Source organism: Methylophilus rhizosphaerae, from assembly GCF_900100975.1.
Taxonomy (GTDB): domain Bacteria; phylum Pseudomonadota; class Gammaproteobacteria; order Burkholderiales; family Methylophilaceae; genus Methylophilus; species Methylophilus rhizosphaerae.
Map to the genome: position 1 here is coordinate 119,094 of NZ_FNFX01000001.1, position 17,254 is coordinate 136,347.

General features: G+C 51.9%; 14 protein-coding genes. 8 read left to right on the plus strand and 6 right to left on the minus strand.

Going from position 1 to position 17,254, the window contains the following annotated elements; genetic code table 11:
* Positions 1–87: 87 nt before the first annotated feature.
* From BLP53_RS00535 to BLP53_RS00560, 6 genes are all read right to left on the minus strand, one after another.
* Entirely contained in the window at positions 88–627 is a 540-nt protein-coding gene (locus tag BLP53_RS00535) for a cytochrome b (protein ID WP_091468180.1), read from the minus strand.
* Between the two features lie 8 nt (positions 628–635).
* Complete coding sequence (locus BLP53_RS00540; RefSeq protein ID WP_091468184.1) at positions 636–1,961, minus strand: LLM class flavin-dependent oxidoreductase; 1,326 nt, start codon at positions 1,959–1,961, stop codon at positions 636–638.
* Positions 1,962–1,980: 19 nt separating this feature from the next.
* The gene (locus tag BLP53_RS00545) at positions 1,981–2,523 is read right to left on the minus strand and encodes an AAA family ATPase (protein ID WP_091468188.1); all 543 of its coding nucleotides are present in this window, start codon (positions 2,521–2,523) and stop codon (positions 1,981–1,983) included.
* A 37-nt stretch (positions 2,524–2,560) separates the two neighbouring features.
* On the minus strand, positions 2,561–3,916 hold the full coding sequence (locus tag BLP53_RS00550; protein WP_091468191.1) for an LLM class flavin-dependent oxidoreductase: 1,356 nt from the start codon (positions 3,914–3,916) through the stop codon (positions 2,561–2,563).
* A gap of 66 nt (positions 3,917–3,982) precedes the next feature.
* On the minus strand, positions 3,983–4,687 hold the full coding sequence (locus tag BLP53_RS00555) for a class II aldolase/adducin family protein (RefSeq protein ID WP_091468194.1): 705 nt from the start codon (positions 4,685–4,687) through the stop codon (positions 3,983–3,985).
* A 24-nt stretch (positions 4,688–4,711) separates the two neighbouring features.
* Positions 4,712–5,791 (minus strand): ABC transporter substrate-binding protein, encoded by a 1,080-nt coding sequence (locus BLP53_RS00560; protein ID WP_091468198.1) that lies wholly within the window; start codon positions 5,789–5,791, stop codon positions 4,712–4,714.
* Between the two features lie 646 nt (positions 5,792–6,437).
* On the opposite strand from BLP53_RS00560, the gene BLP53_RS00565 reads away from it, so the two are divergent.
* The 8 genes from BLP53_RS00565 (at position 6,438) to BLP53_RS00600 (ending at position 17,233) form a co-directional block, all read left to right on the plus strand.
* On the plus strand, positions 6,438–8,894 hold the full coding sequence (locus tag BLP53_RS00565) for a TonB-dependent receptor (RefSeq protein WP_091468200.1): 2,457 nt from the start codon (positions 6,438–6,440) through the stop codon (positions 8,892–8,894).
* Positions 8,895–8,975: 81 nt separating this feature from the next.
* On the plus strand, positions 8,976–10,820 hold the full coding sequence (locus BLP53_RS00570; RefSeq protein ID WP_091468203.1) for an ABC transporter ATP-binding protein: 1,845 nt from the start codon (positions 8,976–8,978) through the stop codon (positions 10,818–10,820).
* On the plus strand, positions 10,813–12,654 hold the full coding sequence (locus BLP53_RS00575) for an ABC transporter ATP-binding protein (RefSeq protein WP_091468207.1): 1,842 nt from the start codon (positions 10,813–10,815) through the stop codon (positions 12,652–12,654). Before BLP53_RS00570 ends, BLP53_RS00575 begins: the two co-directional genes overlap by 8 nt.
* A 174-nt stretch (positions 12,655–12,828) precedes the next feature.
* Positions 12,829–13,857 carry an ABC transporter substrate-binding protein gene (locus tag BLP53_RS00580; protein ID WP_091468209.1) on the plus strand — a complete coding sequence of 343 codons (1,029 nt, stop codon included), beginning with the start codon at positions 12,829–12,831 and terminating at the stop codon, positions 13,855–13,857.
* Positions 13,858–14,072: 215 nt separating this feature from the next.
* Entirely contained in the window at positions 14,073–14,711 is a 639-nt protein-coding gene (locus tag BLP53_RS00585; protein WP_091468212.1) for a peroxiredoxin, read from the plus strand.
* 69 nt (positions 14,712–14,780) lie between these two features.
* Positions 14,781–15,497 carry an alpha/beta family hydrolase gene (locus BLP53_RS00590; protein WP_091468214.1) on the plus strand — a complete coding sequence of 239 codons (717 nt, stop codon included), beginning with the start codon at positions 14,781–14,783 and terminating at the stop codon, positions 15,495–15,497.
* Positions 15,498–15,510: 13 nt separating this feature from the next.
* Positions 15,511–16,524, plus strand: coding sequence for a D-alanine--D-alanine ligase family protein (locus tag BLP53_RS00595; protein ID WP_091468218.1), 1,014 nt, complete (start codon positions 15,511–15,513; stop codon positions 16,522–16,524).
* A 1-nt stretch (position 16,525) separates the two neighbouring features.
* Positions 16,526–17,233: an HAD-IA family hydrolase gene (locus BLP53_RS00600; RefSeq protein WP_091468220.1), complete on the plus strand. Its 708-nt coding sequence runs from the start codon at positions 16,526–16,528 to the stop codon at positions 17,231–17,233.
* Positions 17,234–17,254 lie beyond the last annotated feature (21 nt).

Below are 17,254 nucleotides of genomic sequence, written 5' to 3' on the forward strand. Positions count from 1 at the left end.
CATATTAGTTCTTTACCTAAACAGCAGGATAGAGAGATGTGATGCAGGAACAACAGCGGCATGCAACCGCTGTTGCAGGAAGGACATTTAATACGGAGCGGTGAACCAGATACGGCGGATCAGGCCATCTTTTTGTACAAACTGGTGCCAGAAGAAAGCTGCCAGGTGCAACCCCAGCAGTGCAGCCAGCAGGTAGGCAGTGACCCCATGCCAGCCCATGATCTGATGCGCGAGCGCCTTATTCACCGTGAACAGCGGCTCCCAATGGAATACAAATAGATTGAAGCCATGGTTGAATGCGCTGGCCAGCAACCCAATGCCGGGCACCACCAGGATCAGCGCATAAATAAAAATATGGGCGTAATGCGCCAGCCGCACTTGCAGGCGGCTGCCCGGCACATGTTCCGGCACCGCATGGCTAAGCCGCCAATAAATCCTGAACAGTACCAATGCAAACACAATCAGCCCGAAGGATTTGTGAAGGTTGTATATCACTTTGCGTAAGGGGGTCTTGGGCAAGTCGGGCATGAAAAATCCCACCACTAAAAGACCGGTAATCAGGATGGCCAGCAGCCAGTGTAAAAGAATGGCGGTGTTGTTGTAGCGTTTTGGTTTGGCAGTGCTCATAAGTATCCTCATTTCGAATTAGGATTAGCCGGATGCCTGAGGCCCAGGTTATCCCGGTAAGTGCCTGGTACATACTCTTTGCGGAAAATGCCCCTGCGCTGCAACTCAGGCACCACCAGGCGCGTAAAGTCCTCAAAGCCTTGCGGCAGTAATGGCGGCACGACATTAAATCCGTCTGCACCTTTCTCGACAAACCACTCTTCGATCAGGTCAGCGACTGTTTTCACAGAACCGATCGCCTGCAAGTGTCCCCGCGCAACCCTGAACTTCAGCACCAGTTGGCGGATGGTCAGGTTCTCGCGGCGTGCCAGTTCCAGTTGTTGCAGGAACCGGCCTTTACCATTCTCGCTGGGCTGGTAAGGCAGATCGGGCAAAGGTTCATCCAGTGGGTACTGGCTTAAATCGTAGCCACCGAATTCGATATGGCTGAAATCAACTGCGGCTTGCAGCTCGCCAAACTTGTCCTGCGCCTCCTGGTCGGATTCGCCAACCACGACGGATAATCCCGGGGAGATTTTCAGTTGATCCGGGTCGCGTCCATATTTGGCCATACGCCCTTTCACATCGGCATAATATTCCTGTGCCACCTTGAGCGACGTCGCGGAGCAATATGTCATTTCCGCATGCTGGGCCGCGAATTCGCGGCCAGTGTCAGAGTTGCCGGCCTGGACAAATACCGGATAGCCTTGCAATGGCCGCGGAAAATCCAGCAGGCCTTCAGATCGATAATACTTGCCCTTGAAATTCACCGGGTGGGCACTGCCGGCATCGAAATAAGCCCCGGTCTTTTGATCGGGGTGATCAAAAGCATCGTCATCCCAGCTATCCCATAAGGCTTTACTGGCTGCCAGGAACTCGGCTGCCCTGGCATAGCGTTCTTCATGGCCCCTGTCCCTGGCCAGGCCAAAATTAGCCGCGGTTGCCTCGCTGAATGAAGAGACAATATTCCAGCCTGCCCTGCCGCCACTTAAATGATCCAGCGAAGTGAATGCACGGGCGATATTGTAGGGATCAGAGAAATTGATATTGACTGTGGCTACCAGCCCGATATGCCGGGTATTCGCTGCAATGGCAGAAAGCAGCGTCAAAGGCTCAAACTGGTAACTTAAGCCGCTGCGGCCCGTCTGTGGCGTCACTTGTGCGGAGCGGCCGATAAAATCTGCCAGAAAGAAAGTATGGAACCTGGCCTCTTCAGCCAGTTTGGCAGCCCTCAGCCACCAGCCAAAGTTCGGCCGGCCATCATCTTTCGAACTGGGATGGCGCCAGCCGGCAGGATGATGGCCAAAACGTTGAAAAAAGACATTAAGAATAAGCTGGCGGGATGTGCTTGCCATGATTTGTGATCCTGTTCAATTAAATTTTGCCACTGAGGGTGGTTTGTTGTTGGGCTGCGGGGGATATCACACCCATGATGTGTACGATACGCTCTGCAATGGTGAAGTCTTTTTCTAGGCGCAATATGCGGCATGATCGCTGCGCAAGCCATGCATTATGTTTTGCCAGGCTGCGGCCTTCTGCCACACCTTCGTCATATTGGGAAGCCCATGCCAGGAATGCCGGGTCAACAGTGCCGTACCGGGCCAGTTCGCGTTGGCGGAGCCGCTCCAGGCGTATACTGGCCGGCAGGTATAAAAACACAATCAGATCGAATGCATTTTCAATATCTGCGCCCCAGCCCACCAGTGACCCCGAAACCACTACATTTTCTTCCGCTTGAATATCTGTGTTAAGCAAAGCCGACCTGTCCGCAATCGGCCGCTTCTGTTTGTAAGGTGGATGTGTCGGTAACCAGTAGTAATGATCGCTATCTAGGTGCTTGAGGGAAAGCGTTCGCGCAAGCGAATGCCCGAGAGTAGTCGTACCACTCCCGGAAGCACCTGTAATATGTATTCTCATGATGCTGGACGCCAGGGATGAGCGGGGACACAGCGGATCAAGAGGCGGCTTTAAGCTGGCTTTGTGCGACCGTATGCTGATTTTCAGGCCGGTCTAAGCCCAAATTTTCGCGATAGGTCTTACCTTCGTATTCCTTGCGGAAAATACCGCGGCGCTGCAATTCCGGAACCACCAGGCGGGTAAAGTCTTCCAGGCCTTTGATAGAGTAAGGAGGCACGACATTAAAGCCATCAGCGCCCTTCTCCACAAACCATTGTTCAATGGTATCGGCCACTGTTTTCACGGAACCAATGGCCTGTAAATGGCCCCTTGCAACGCGGAATTTAAGCACCAACTGGCGGATCGTCAGGTTCTCGCGCCTGGCCAATTCGAGTTGTTGCTGGAAACGGCCACGGCCATTTTCACCCGGATCATAATCCAGGTCCGGCAATGGGCCATCCAATGGATATTTGGATAAATCCTGGCCGCCAAACTCCAGGTCGGAAAAATCGACCAGTGCCTGTAACTCGCCGTATTTGTCCTGGGCTTCCTGGTCGGTTTCAGCCACCACGACATTCAGGCCAGGTGTGATCTTGAGCTGGTCTTCAGCGCGGCCATATTTGGCCATGCGCGATTTCACATCGGCATAATAGGCTTTGGCAACTTCCAGTGAAGTCGCCGAGCTATAGGTCATTTCCGCTTCACGCGCTGCAAATTCACGGCCGGTATCTGAGTTGCCTGCCTGTACAAACACCGGATACCCTTGGATCGGCCTTGGAAAATCCAGCAGGCCTTCTGATCTGAAATACTCCCCCTTGAAATCCACCGGATGCCCTGAAGCAGGGTCATAAAACTGCCCGGCCTGGCGGTCGGGATGATCGAAAGCATCATCATCCCAGCTATCCCATAATGCCTTTGTCAACCTGATGAACTCACTGGCACGCTCATAGCGTTCTTCATGCGTGATCGGCGCTTCTATGCCAAAGTTCTTGGCGGTGACCGGGTTAAGCGAAGAGACGACATTCCAGCCGGCGCGGCCCCCGCTTAAATGGTCAAGCGAGGTGAATTGGCGCGCGACATTGTAAGGCTCGGAAAAATTGGTATTCACGGTAGCCACCAGGCCAATATGTTTGGTCTGCGAGGCAATGGCTGACAGCAGGGTGAATGGTTCAAAGTGAAAATTGTTCGGGTTTTTCACTGCCTGCTTGTCGATGATACCGGAGCGCCCGATAAAATCAGCCACAAAAAAAGTGTCGAACTTGGCAGCTTCGGCGATCTGGGCCGCGCGTATCCACCACTGCAGATCCGGACGCCCGTTCTCCGTCCATGTCGGATGCAGCCAGCCGGCGGGATGGTGCCCATAGCGCAGTAAAAATACATTGAGGACCAGTTGTCTGTTTTTGTGTTGACTCACGATATGCTCTTTTCAATAAAAAGCCGGGTACAAGCATGACTTGTCCCGACTAAAATGGTGATGAGGTCAAGCCGCTTTTTGCTTGAGCAGGTCTGAAATAAAACGGCCTGAATACTGTTTGGCTTTTTCCACCAGGCCAGTGCGTTTCCATTGCACTTCCAGCGCACCCGGAGTGTATTCTTTCGCTCCGCCCACCTGTTCAGCCAGTGACTGGAAGCGCGCGGCCTCTTCGATCAGCAGCACCAGTTGTGAGGTGCCAATAATGCCCTTGCCCCAGATATTGGCGCCACCATTGGATTCCAGTAATGCTGGTGGAGGTGCCAGCTCGGGATGATTGTCCAGGCGCTCGGAAATGATCGACAGGATGCTGCGGGTGCGGTCTAGGTGGTTAGGAATCTCCCTTGCCAGCAGATGGCGTTGTGCAGCCACATATAAAATAGGGAAATTGATTTGCGCCAGGGACCAGGCAGCCAGGTAAGGGGTATGCGCGTGAATTACGGTATCCGCATCGATACGCGATTCATGCAGGATGTGGTCTTTCTTTTCGGAGAAAGTATCAATACTCACCACCGGGTCACGCGACTTTTCCCATGGCCATGGGAAGCGGATATTCAGCAGTTTGTCCTGGCCTGGAATTTTGTGGGTGATATGGTAAGTCCAGGTAGCAGACAAAGTGCCGGTTTCTTTCAGGAAGTTGAATGAATGCAACGCATCCGCCTTGGCCTGTTCTACATACTTGATCAAATCTGCTTCTGTAACGATGTCGCTCATAATAAATGCTCCTGTTTAAGTGGGTTATGCAGCTTTTGCTGCCTCAAAGGTGGTAAATTCCGGTTGCTGCCTGACCAGTTTTGCGGCACGCTGCAAAGGCGCCGGGTCTATCCAGTCCTGGATATCAAAATCCTGTTTTACGTACCCCCAGTCGCGCAGGAAATTCTTCTGGATTTCCAGGCCTTTGACATATTGGTTACTCAGGGATGGGGTAAAAGAGAGATGTACATTGGCCCCATGCGAGGCAACGACCTCGGATTCGCTGGCGCTCTGCGCTTCTGGTGCCAGCAGGTGCAGCACATCCTGCGGATGCGTCTTTGCCCATTCGGCAGTGCGTAACAACACGGCCAGGTAGCGGTCTACAATATCCGGATGCTTTTGCAGGAAAGCACGGTCAATCGTGATCGGTCTGGGCGTGCCATTGTTTACACGCACAAAAGGATCGTGATGCTCGTTAATATTGAGCAGTTGGCGATAGCCTGGGGTATTTGCCAACCGCACACCACGGGCAAACCGGACGAAAATGGCATCCACGTGCCCATCATTCAACGCCTCCAGTTCAACATGGCGGTATTCAGGGCGCTCACGTCTTGGGCCATCACTCAGGTCATAGCTAGGGGCAGCGATATCCACCCATTGTGCATCGGCTGGCGACAATCCATGTAATGCAAACGCAGTCGCAAAACCATGCTGTGCCGCACCCCGCTGGAAGTCAATCACGGCATCCGCATGGTCAGGAATACCCACGCGCTTGCCTTTAAGATCGCTGATGGAATGGATGGCACTGTCGTCCCTGACAATAATGCCCTGATACTCATCCAGCCAGGTGATGCCGACGACCACGGTGTCATGCCCCAGGCCCTTGGCCCAGATAGGGGGAATATTACCGCCCTCCCTGAACATGCCGGATTGTTTGTGGTGGTAATGTGAATTCCTGACTTCCAGGCTCTCAGCATCACGCAGTGAATGTAACCGCGTCCCATGCCCGGCAAATTCCTGCTGTAGCCATTGCTGGCGGATAGCTAATGCCGAAGCCGTTGCAGCACCGCACCGGGTGTACCAGAGATGCACGACCTGATCTGAGACCGATAAATGTTGACTCATACCTTACCCCTTGGGATTGCCTAAATGACAACCATAGTGGCAAACAACATGCCAACCCTATCTGCGTGCACAAGAATATATGGGCAATCCACAGTATCTATATGATATTTAAAGAATATCTTTGGCGGGCAATGATTGCCCCTGCCCGGCATTCAAGCTCGCCTGCCAACATTCTTCTGCTTGCCCTGCAACAGCAACCTGGATTTTTGCTGCTACCGCAACAAAAAAGCCGGCCACCTAAATCATTGTCTTCCGGGGCACCTGGCTTCTCAGTTCAAGCCTCATGCCTGGCCGCTATGCTTCCCAGAGGGATGCCACATTTCCCCTGCATGAAAAATACAAGTTCTGTACCTATGAATACAGGCTACCCGGGACAGGAAAAATAGCCAGGCCCACAGCCCGCAATCAAGCCCTCAAAAAGCCGTAAACATTTTTTAAAAGTGTTTGTTCAGCAACATCCCGGTAAAACAGTTACCCCGCGTATTGTTGCTGACAAAACAATTTACCTGTCAAAGCCAAAAATAAAAATTCCAATAAAAACAATAATAATCAAAAGGTTATAAAAAAATTATTTGATTGGCATGATTCATGCCCTTGAGGTCACAACACTTTTTTTAAGTGCTTCATCTCAACTCAAGGGAACATTATGAAAAGAACTAATGACACAATCGGCGCGCAACAGCCGAGCAATTTATGGAAATTAAGAACAGTCAAAATAGCTGTTTTAAGTGCCTTTGCAGGTTCACTGGCATTCAATCCAGCCTGGGCTGCCGAAGAAGAAAAAGTAGTTGAAGGCCAGGAAGCACAAGTTTCAGAAACTGCCGAAAACAATGAAGCCAGCAACAAACCTGAAGAGAATCAAGCCCAGGATTCTTCTTTGGGCAGCGTCACCGTAACCGCAAACAGACGCAAGGAAAATGCACAGAAAATCGCTACCCCGATCACAGTTCTCAAAGGGAAAGACCTGCTTGACCAGGGTGTTGGCCGTTCAGCACAGGAAGTTTTTAACTATGTGCCTAACGCGACAGCCGTTGGCCAGCAACATGGCCGGCCACGCTGGTGGATTCGTGGTATCGGTGCCGGCCAGCAACAACAGGATTTGGCCAGCCCGATCGGTTTTTACCTGGATGAGGTGTATATCAGTAATACAAATGCCACCGGTTTCCCATTATTTGACCTGGAGCGTGTTGAAGTGCTTCGCGGCCCTCAAGGTACCAAGTATGGTAAGAACACGACTGGTGGTGCTGTCAATATCATCTCGCAAAAACCTTCATTGAAAGAAGGCAAAACAGATGATTATGTCAAAGCGGAGTATGGCACTTTCAATGACAAAATCATCCAGGGGGGTGTCAATATCCCTCTGGTTGACGACCGCCTCGGTGCCCGTATTTCTTTCTATAACGAAGATACCGATGGTCGTTTCCGCAATCAATTTAAAGGCACCAAAGATGGCGGCTTGCAGGATGGTGCATTGCGCGGCCAGTTATTGGGAAAAATCTCGGATGACTTTGAAGCATTGCTGAATGTCCATTACCGCAAATATAAAACGGATGGTGCCATTACCAACACAAACAGTTATAGAGCAGATGGCGTACTGCGCGCAAACTACAGGCCTAGCACAGACTATGATGATGTCAGCACCAACGCAGACAACTGGACAGACTCGTCACAAACGGGTGCTAACCTGAACCTGAAGTGGAATGTTGGCAAATATGCCCTCACTTCGATTACTGGTTTCGAGGGCTTCAAGAACGAAGGCTTGAGTGATGGTGATAACTCGCCACTTGAACTTTCCCGCAGCCACACAGACAGCCAATCACGCCAGGTTTCCCAAGAATTCCGCATTACCTCCCCGCGTGAAGATCAATGGAACTGGCTGGGGGGTGTGCATTTGTTTAAAGAGACTATTGATTTAGCTAGCCAAAATGCAAAATTGCCTGCTGGCCAGGTCGCTAACTCAAGCCCTGCTGATTCTGGTACAGCCGTTACTTACAACGAAACGGATCTGAAGCACGAAACAACAAGCTTCTCATTATTCGGCAACACTACCTATAACTGGACAGATGCATTTGCAACTTCAGCAGGGTTAAGCTGGAGCCATGAGAAAAAAGACTATGACTTAAATCGCAGAGGGACTAGCAATACGGGTGTCAATGGCAGCTTCTCGAACCTGGCTCAATGGTGGAATTCATTTACGCCATCAGGCGCTGGTTTTACACCAGCCGGTACATTAGGGTCAGGGACATTTAGTACCAGTGACTCCGCCACTTGGAATCGTTGGAGCTATGACTTCACACCAGAATACAAAATAACACCTACTGATCGCGTATTTTTCAAATATGCACATGGCATCAAATCTGGTGGTTTCAATACGGCTGCGACTAATCTGGCTGCTGTCAATGAGGTAAAGCCTGAGCAGCTGGACTCTTACGAATTAGGCTACAAATCCGAATGGCTGGCTGGCCGTTTGAACTTCAACGCAACTGCGTTTTACTACGATTACAAAGACGTTCAGGTCAACGTGGTTGGCTTTAACGTATTGGCAGGCCAAACCGTGTCTTACCTGCAAAACGTAGATAGTGCCAAAACCTATGGCCTGGAGCTGGAAGTACAGGCACTGCCAACCAACGACTGGTTTATCAATGGCAGCCTAGGCCTGCTCAGCACCAAGTACGAAGATGCAGAGATCCTGAACAATGGTGGTAACTTCGACGGCAACCACCTGGTTCGTTCACCTAATGTCACCGCCAACATCCTGAGCACTTATACCTTCCACGTCGACAATGGCGCCAAGGTAGTCGTAGGTGGGGATGCCCGTTTCCTGTCCAAGCAATACTACTATGTGACACCACAAGGTGTGGATGATAATGGTGTATACCGTTCAGGGCTTGAGCAAGGAGCGTTCACCATTGTGAATGCGCGCATTTCCTATATCACTGCAGGTAACAAATACACAGTGACTGCTTATGCCAACAACCTGTTTGACAAGCACTACCTGCAACACTCAACACCGTCATATAGCGCAGGACAGGGTGTTTTTGGTGACAACATCATGCAAGGCAGCGTCAGAACGGTAGGTGTTTCTTTCGCAGCAGCGTTCTAGCGCCTGTAAAACTTCTGCCAGCGCCAGTGCATCTCGTATGTCCTGGCGTTTTTTGCTTGACTCACCACTAAGGAGGACTGCTTGAAGTCCTACATCAATACTGAAGAGAATGGGGTATATGCGCCATCGTCGCGCGCGCCCCTGTTTCAACTAAAACAACCATTGCTGCGTTGCCTGGCCTTGTATGCCCACATGCCGTGGCAATTCACCCTCACTGCCCTGCTGTTTATCCTGGTCAATGCAGGGATGGCCTGGCAACTCTGGCTGGTAGGCCAGATAGTGCAATCCATTCACGTTGGCGAATTTGTCACGCGCAATATGCAGGGCCTGCCTGATTTCACCAATGCGCGTCACTGGCTGATGCTGCTGATTGGTGTGGCAATTGGCCGTGGCATCCTGCAATATATTGGTGGCGTGATGTCACTGATTATTGGCCAGGAACTGCTCTATATTCTGCGCGAACGCATTTTGCACCAGGTACAACGGTTAGACCTGGCCTATCACTGGCAACACGGCATCGGTGAAATTGTGACACGTACCACGCGTGATGCCGACAAAGTGCGTGATGCCCTGATCAATTTCTGGCGCCAGGTGTTTGAAGCCTCCATCTGGGTGCTGATCTCTGTCACCGTTCTAAGCGTTTATCATCCGCTGATTGGCCTGGGCATCCTGCTGCTGGTCGTGGCTGGCATGTGCTTGTTTGTCAGGCATACCAATACTTTGGTCATCCTGGACCGCGAAGTCGGCAACGCTTATGACCAGGTCAATCAGGAACTCAGTGAGGGCGTCAATGGCATACGCGTGATTAAAGCCTTTGGACTGGAATCTCCCCGTACCAAACACTTTGCCAGCCTGGTTGATACCTTTGTCAGCCATGCGCATACCGCGCTGGCCTTTGCCGCCAAAAGAATTCCTCTACCGCAGATGGTGATTGGTTTTAGTCAGGTGTGGATCCTTGCCTTTGGCGCTTACCTGGTCAGCAAAGGTACATTGAATATCGGTCAGCTAGTGGCCGCTTTACTCATCGCGAATGCCCTGGTGTTCCGCGTCGAAGGCATCGGCCGTGTCATGCAGGTATTTGCCGATGCACGCGCTTCTGCCAGCCGCATCTGGGAGTTGCTGGATGAAGAGCCACAGATCCTGTCCGGCTCTCACACGCTGGCGACACAAGCACTGGGTTTCCGCCTAACCAATGTCACTACCCAGGCACCTAACAGTGACCAGGTCATTTTGCATCATTGCAGCCTGGAGGTCAGCCCGGGCGAAACGGTGGCCATAGTCGGGGCAACGGGTGCCGGTAAGAGCTCATTGGCCGGGCTATTGCCGCGATTGCTGGATGCCAAACACGGTAGTGTGGAAATCGGCTCCGCCTGGGCAGGCTGGCATGACGTAAAAACCTTAAACCTGCAACAACTGCGCAAGTCTGTACATGTCGTGCCGCAGGAAAGTTTCTTGTTCTCGGACACACTGGCGGCCAATTTACGCCTGGCCAAACCCGATGCGACGGATGAAGAACTGTTGCAGGCTCTGCATCTGGCAGCCGCCGATGAAGTACTGGAAAAACTCAGTGATGGCCTGCAGACCAAAATCGGTGACCGCGGCATTACATTGTCAGGTGGGCAACGCCAGCGCATCAGCCTGGCGCGTGCCTTTTTATCGGCGCCTTCCATCCTGGTGCTGGATGACTCGACCAGTGCACTGGATGCCATTACCGAGCGCAAAGTACTGGATAACATCCGTAACCTGCGCGATACCACCGGCAAAAACACCACGGTACTTATCATCGCCAGCAAGCTATCCACCATTTTGCTGGCAGATCGCGTCGCCATGCTGGCAGAAGGACGCATGATTGCCGAAGGAGCGCACGAGGACCTGATACAAGCACATTTCGCTTACCGCGAGTTAGTTGGAGTTCAACATGGCTGAAAAATTAAGACAAGAGCGCGCGCTCAATGACATTGAGCTGGAACAGGCGCTGGCAAAAAAGAGCCTGGACCGCAATATGTTCTGGCGCCTGCTGCCGCTGCTGCAACAGGTCTGGGGCAAAGTCACGGCAGTCATCCTGCTCGAAACCTTGCTGGTGGGCGTGATTTTTATCCGCCCCTGGTTTTTACGTGAGGTCATTGACCATGGTTTTCTGCAATCAGCGCAGGGTGTCATCCTCAACACGCCATTACTGGTGTGGATGAGCATAGGCATGGGTTTAAGCTGGATCGTACGCTTTGGTGTATCGGGGCTGTCGCAGTACCTGTCCGGCAGTGCTGCCGTGCATATCCTCAATAGCCTGCGTGTGCAGGTGTTTGCACACTTGCAACAATTGAGCATGCGCTACTTTGACCAGACCAAGGCCGGCCGCATTATCTCTCGTGCCGACCGTGATATCGACGCCCTGGAACCACTGCTGATTCAAGGCCCGCCAGAACTGCTGTCCGCATTGTTGCGCTTTGTGGTGGCGAGTGTCGCGCTATGGATCATTTCGCCCAAACTATTATTGGCCTTGGCCAGTATCGTGCCGGTGCTGTTTGCTGCTACCTGGTTATTCAAACGTATCTCGGAAAAAAACTGGGCCAAAGTGGCCGAGGCCAGGGCCCGCTTTACCGCGCACCTGGTCGAGACTGTGTCTGGCGTACGCATTATCAAGCAAACCGTGATTGAGGACGATAATGCCACCCGCTACCGCGCGCTGTTGCATGACTTTAATACCACCTTAATCAAAGGCAACCTTAGATCCAGCTGGTTTTTACCGTTGACACAAGTGCTAAGCACGGTAGGTATGGCGTTTCTGCTGGCCACCGGCAGCCTGGGCATTGTCGAACACGAAATGACGGTCGGCCAAATCGCACAGAGCCTGTTTTATGTGCAGCTATTTTTAGGCCCATTGCAAGAATTGAATGACCTGTTTGAACGTTATTCTACGGGCGCATCCTCGGCACAACGTATTTTCCTGCTGCTGGATACCGAGCCTGAAATTATCGATCCGGCAACACCGCAACTGCCGGCAGTGCGTGGCCATGTTGCCTTTAACAAGGTGCATTTCAAATACAACCCGCAGGCGCCTGGCTATGTAATTCAGGATCTGAGCCTGGAAATCCCGGCCGGGCAAGTGCTGGCGATTGTCGGCCCGACCGGCCACGGCAAGAGCACCATCGTGCAACTGCTGACGCGCTTTTATGAAGTGAATGCAGGCGAAGTGCTGGTCGATGGCGTCAATGTCAAAGACTACGAGCAAAGCAGCCTGCGGCGTAAAGTTGGCCTGGTATTACAGGACAATGTACTGTTCAGCGGCACCGTGCTGGAAAATTTGCGCCTGGCAGCACCCCAAGCCAGCGATGCTGAACTGATACATGCAGTGAAAGAACTGGGTGCTGACGAGATTCTGGAACGCCTGCCACAAGGTTATGCCACGCAAGTCGGGCCATTGGGTGCCTTCCTCAGCCACGGCCAGCGGCAACTGGTGTGCATTGTCAGGGCTTACCTGGCGAACCCGGCCATCCTGGTGCTGGACGAAGCCACCTCTGCGGTCGACCTGCAAACAGAGCGTAAAATCCAGACTGCTTTCAGGCGTTTATGCGAAGGCCGTACCGCCATCATCATCGCGCATCGTTTATCGACCATCCGTGATGCGGATGCCATTGCCGTGATTCGCGATGGACAGGTGGTAGAGAAAGGCTCGCATGGCCAGCTGATTGCGCTGGACGGTCATTATTCAGGGCTGTACAAAGCCTATCAGGAAGCCTCTGAAACCACCCTGGCCGCTTGATGCTGTCAAACCAACAGTTAGCCGGGAACGGATGTTGCACAGGCAACAAAGTGTCCGCTCCCGCGCACGACAAAAACCATTATATTATTGATTTTAAATAGAATTACCTGCTGGCACGCTTCCTGCAATTGATTGAGCTCCCAAGTCGTATTTACTCACAATCAGGAGACAAACATGTCCACAGATAACAAAATTGACAGCATTTGGTACACCCGCTGCCCGGTACCCACCCCACTCGGCCTCGCCGCACGTGAAGGCTGGTTTAGCAGCGAATTTGTGCAAGATGGCATCACCATCAATACCCTGCAGGAAACCCAGGACCCGGAGTTGCTGGAGTCACACTACGACCACCGCCTGCCGCACTCTTTCCGCCAGGGCGGCAACGTGCCAGCGATCTGGGCCAAAGCCAGAGGCACAGACACCAAAGTCATTGGCCTCAACTGGGTAGACGAAGCACAATTGATCGTGACGCTGCCAAATTCAGGTATTACAAAAGTTGAACAACTCAAGGGCAAACGTATTGCGCTGCCAGTACATGACATCAGCATTGATCACCAGCGTGCCAGCGCTTTACGCGGCATTGTGGTGAGCCTGGAAGCCGCTGGATTAACACCGAAAGACGTAGAGCTGGTCGATATTCCAGTTGAGAAACAACCGCCAAGCATCAGCTGGGCATCAGGCACGCGTGCTGCTTATGCCGCGGAATACAAGGCATTAGAGAGCGGCCTCGTCGATGCCATTTATGTGAAAGGTGCCCGCGGTTATGAAAGCGCCAATGCCCATGGCGTCACCATTATCTACGATGTTCGTCAGCATCCCGATCCTATCGTGCGATCAAACAACAGCGCACCGCGTCCAATTACTGTCGACGCAGCATTGCTGCGAGACCGTCCAGACCTGGTAATCCGTTTTTTGAGCCGCATTGTAGATGTGGCTGAATGGGCAGCCAAACACGAAGCTGAAACTGTGGCCTATATCGCCAAAGAATCTGGTTCAACTGACGAGTGGGTACGCAAAGCCTACGGTGACGACGTGCATCTGCATCAAGGCACCAACCTGGATGCACAAGCGATCGCCGGGCTGGAGGCCTACAAAAACTTCCTGCTGGAATGGGGTTTCCTCAAGGGCGACTTTGACGTCAACGCCTGGATCGACCCGGCACCGCTGGCAGAAGTGTTCCGCCTGAAGAGAAAAGCTGCTTGATTCATTAGCGCAGATCAGGTATTTCCAGGCGGAAATACCTGATCTGCAACCAACTCGCCGACGCCAGTCACATGAACAACATCGAACGCTCTGTGTCCATTCTAGAACAACAAGCAGGCATGGCTCCGCCGCGTGCCCACTGTCATTAAGGCTGCGCGCTGCTGCCGGCCAGTCCCAACCACCGAACACCCATATCAAGCAAAAGGAGTTTTATCATGACACTCAGACTAGGTGACATCGCCCCCGACTTTACCCAGCAATCCAGCCAGGGCGCTATTTCTTTCCACGAATGGCTGGGTGATAGCTGGGCCATCCTGTTTTCGCATCCGGCCGATTACACACCGGTGTGCACCACCGAGCTCGGCGCCACCGCGAAACTGGCGCAGGAATTTAAAAAGCGTAACGTCAAAGCCATCGCACTGTCGGTAGACCCGGTTGAATCACATCAAGGCTGGATCAAGGACATCAATGAAACACAATCCACGGATGTGCAGTTCCCCATCATTGCCGATGCTGACCGTAAGGTTTCGACCTTGTATGACCTGATCCACCCCAATGCCAGCACTACGGCCACCGTGCGATCTGTATTTATCATCGACCCGCACAAAAAAATCCGCCTGACGCTGACCTACCCGGCCAGCACCGGGCGTAATTTTAATGAGCTATTACGCGTCATCGATTCATTGCAGCTAACCGAATACCACAGCGTGGCGACGCCAGCCAACTGGGAAGACGGCCAGGATGTCGTGATTTTGCCGTCAATCACAGATCCGGTGGTGCTTGAAACCAAATTCCCCAAAGGCTATAAAACCGTCAAGCCCTACCTGCGCCTGACACCACAACCGAATAAATAAGCGGTGGATACAACGGACCGGTCTTACCTCCGGTCCGCCCCACGCACACGTATTGCCGAGAACCTATTCATGACACGATTAACACAATTACTGATGGCCGTTTTATGCTTACTCAACCTGCCAGTACAAGCAGCCGATGCAGTGAACGTTGATACCCCACGTGGCGCACCAATCAGTGTGGTTGCCAATTTTCCTGAAGGGAAAGGCCCTTTTCACGCAGTGATTCTGGGGCCAGGCACCGGCACCATGAAGCAAAAAATCAATGAAGTGGTGGAACGCGAACTGTTAAAGCACAACATTGCCGTGTTTCGTTTCGAGTGGGCACTCTATGTGAAAGACAAAAACGGCAAGCCGTCAGATACTGACCGCTCACCAGAGATTGAAGACTTTACGACCGTCGTCGCGCTCGCCAAAGCCGACAAACGCGTGGATCCCAACGCCATCATTGTCGGCGGAAAATCCCGTGGGACGGTCATCGCCTGGCAGGTTCTGCGCAACGACCCAACGCTCAAAGGCATTTTGCAACTGACGCCGGTTTGCAGCAAAGAAGGCTTTACCGCCGACCAACTATATCCAGACATTGCTAACGAGCGCAGCCCCTCACTTTGGATTGCTGGCGATACAGATTCCGCATGCAACCCGAAAACACTTTATAGCTTTCTCGCACGCGCCGGAGGCCCTGCCAGGGCAGCGATCGTGATTGGTGATCATGGTCTGGCAACAGAGCCAACCAGCCAACTGACAGCAGAACTGTCTGCCGACTTCATATCAGCGGTGATCAAATAAAGAAATATATGCCATGCGCAAATTAAAAATTGTTGTCTTGTTTGGCGGCATCAGCGAAGAGCGAGATGTGTCTATCGCCAGTGCTGCACAAGTGATTCCAGCGCTGAGAGAAACAGGGCACGAAGTCATTGCAATGGATACGGCAACTGGCGTGCTTAGCAAGCAACAAGAGACTAAGCTACTCACGGAAAAAGTTGCAGTGCTGCCGCCAGATGCAGATTCACTGGCTCTGATCCGCCATGCTCAAACACATATCCTGCCATCACAAGACCTCACCAACGTAGATGTCTATTTTTTGGCTTTGCATGGCGGCAGCGGAGAAAACGGCAGCATTCAGACCATTCTTGAATTGGCCAATATTCCATTTACCGGCAGTGGCTCGCTTGGTAGTGCCATCGCCATGGATAAAGATATCTCGAAGCGTCTATATTTAAATGCAGGCATTCCGACACCCGCATGGTGCATGACCTCTGACTACAGTCAGCAAACCTTAAATGCCCTGGGTTTACCACTGGTCGTCAAACCAAATGCACAAGGCTCTACGGTGGGTTTATCTATTATTCACGCTCATGCAGAACTCGATGCAGCGATTGATTTGGCCAGTCGTTTTGGCAATGAAATCATGCTTGAGCAATTTATCGCCGGTAGGGAATTAAGTGTGGGTGTACTGGATAACCAGGCCCTTGGCGTCGGGGAAATCGTGCTTGAGCCTGATGCCATTTTTGATTATGAATCCAAATATCAATCTGGGCATGTCACAGAAATTTTTCCTGCCGATCTTCCTCCTGCCATTTATAAACAAGCACAAGAGCTTGCATTGCGGGCGCATAAGACACTCAAACTGGAGGGCTATAGCAGGACAGACTTCAGGCTGGATTCCCAAGGCAAGCTCTGGTGCCTGGAGACAAATACATTGCCAGGCATGACATCAACCAGCCTGATGCCCCAATCAGCCGCTGTCATGGGCATTTCATTTCCAGACCTTTGCGAGAGAATCTGTCAGTTAGCTTTGAGAAGCAAACAATAACATGCCTTACCTGATCTGGGACTTCGACAATACATTGGCATATCGACCAGGCCTATGGTCGCAATGTCTGGTTGACCTCGCGAAAGAGGCTTTTCCTGATACCCGATTAACGCGTGAAGACCTGCTCCCGCACTTGTCACAAGGCTTTCCCTGGCATAGCGCTGAACATAGTCATCTGCATCTTAATCATCCCGATGCATGGTGGAATAACCTTTTACCGATGCTGGCCCGTGCGCTGATTTCCGGTGGCTCGATGGAAGCTCACGATGCAATACAAATTGCCAACCGTGTGCGCACCGAATTTATCAACCCGTCAAAATGGGTAGTATTTGCAGACACCGTGGTTACGCTTAATGCGTTATCTGCACGCGGCTGGCGACATATTGCGTTATCCAATCATGTTCCAGAGTTGCCTCAATTGATGAAAGCGCTCCATCTTGACCATCACTTCGATCACATTGTGACATCCGCATTGCTCGGCTACGAAAAACCTCATCCTTTGGCATTTGAAGCGGCTATCGCTCTTATTCCTCAAAGTGAACATATCGTCATGGTTGGTGATAACTTTATCGCCGACTATCAAGGTGCCAAATCTGCAGGATTGCCAGCCTATCTGGTGCGCAACTCAGATCCTGAATGCGAAACCGCTTTCCCGGATCTGGACACACTGCTACAACATCTTCTTTTACAATCAGAATCCCATACTTGATAGCGATTGGTCACTCAAACA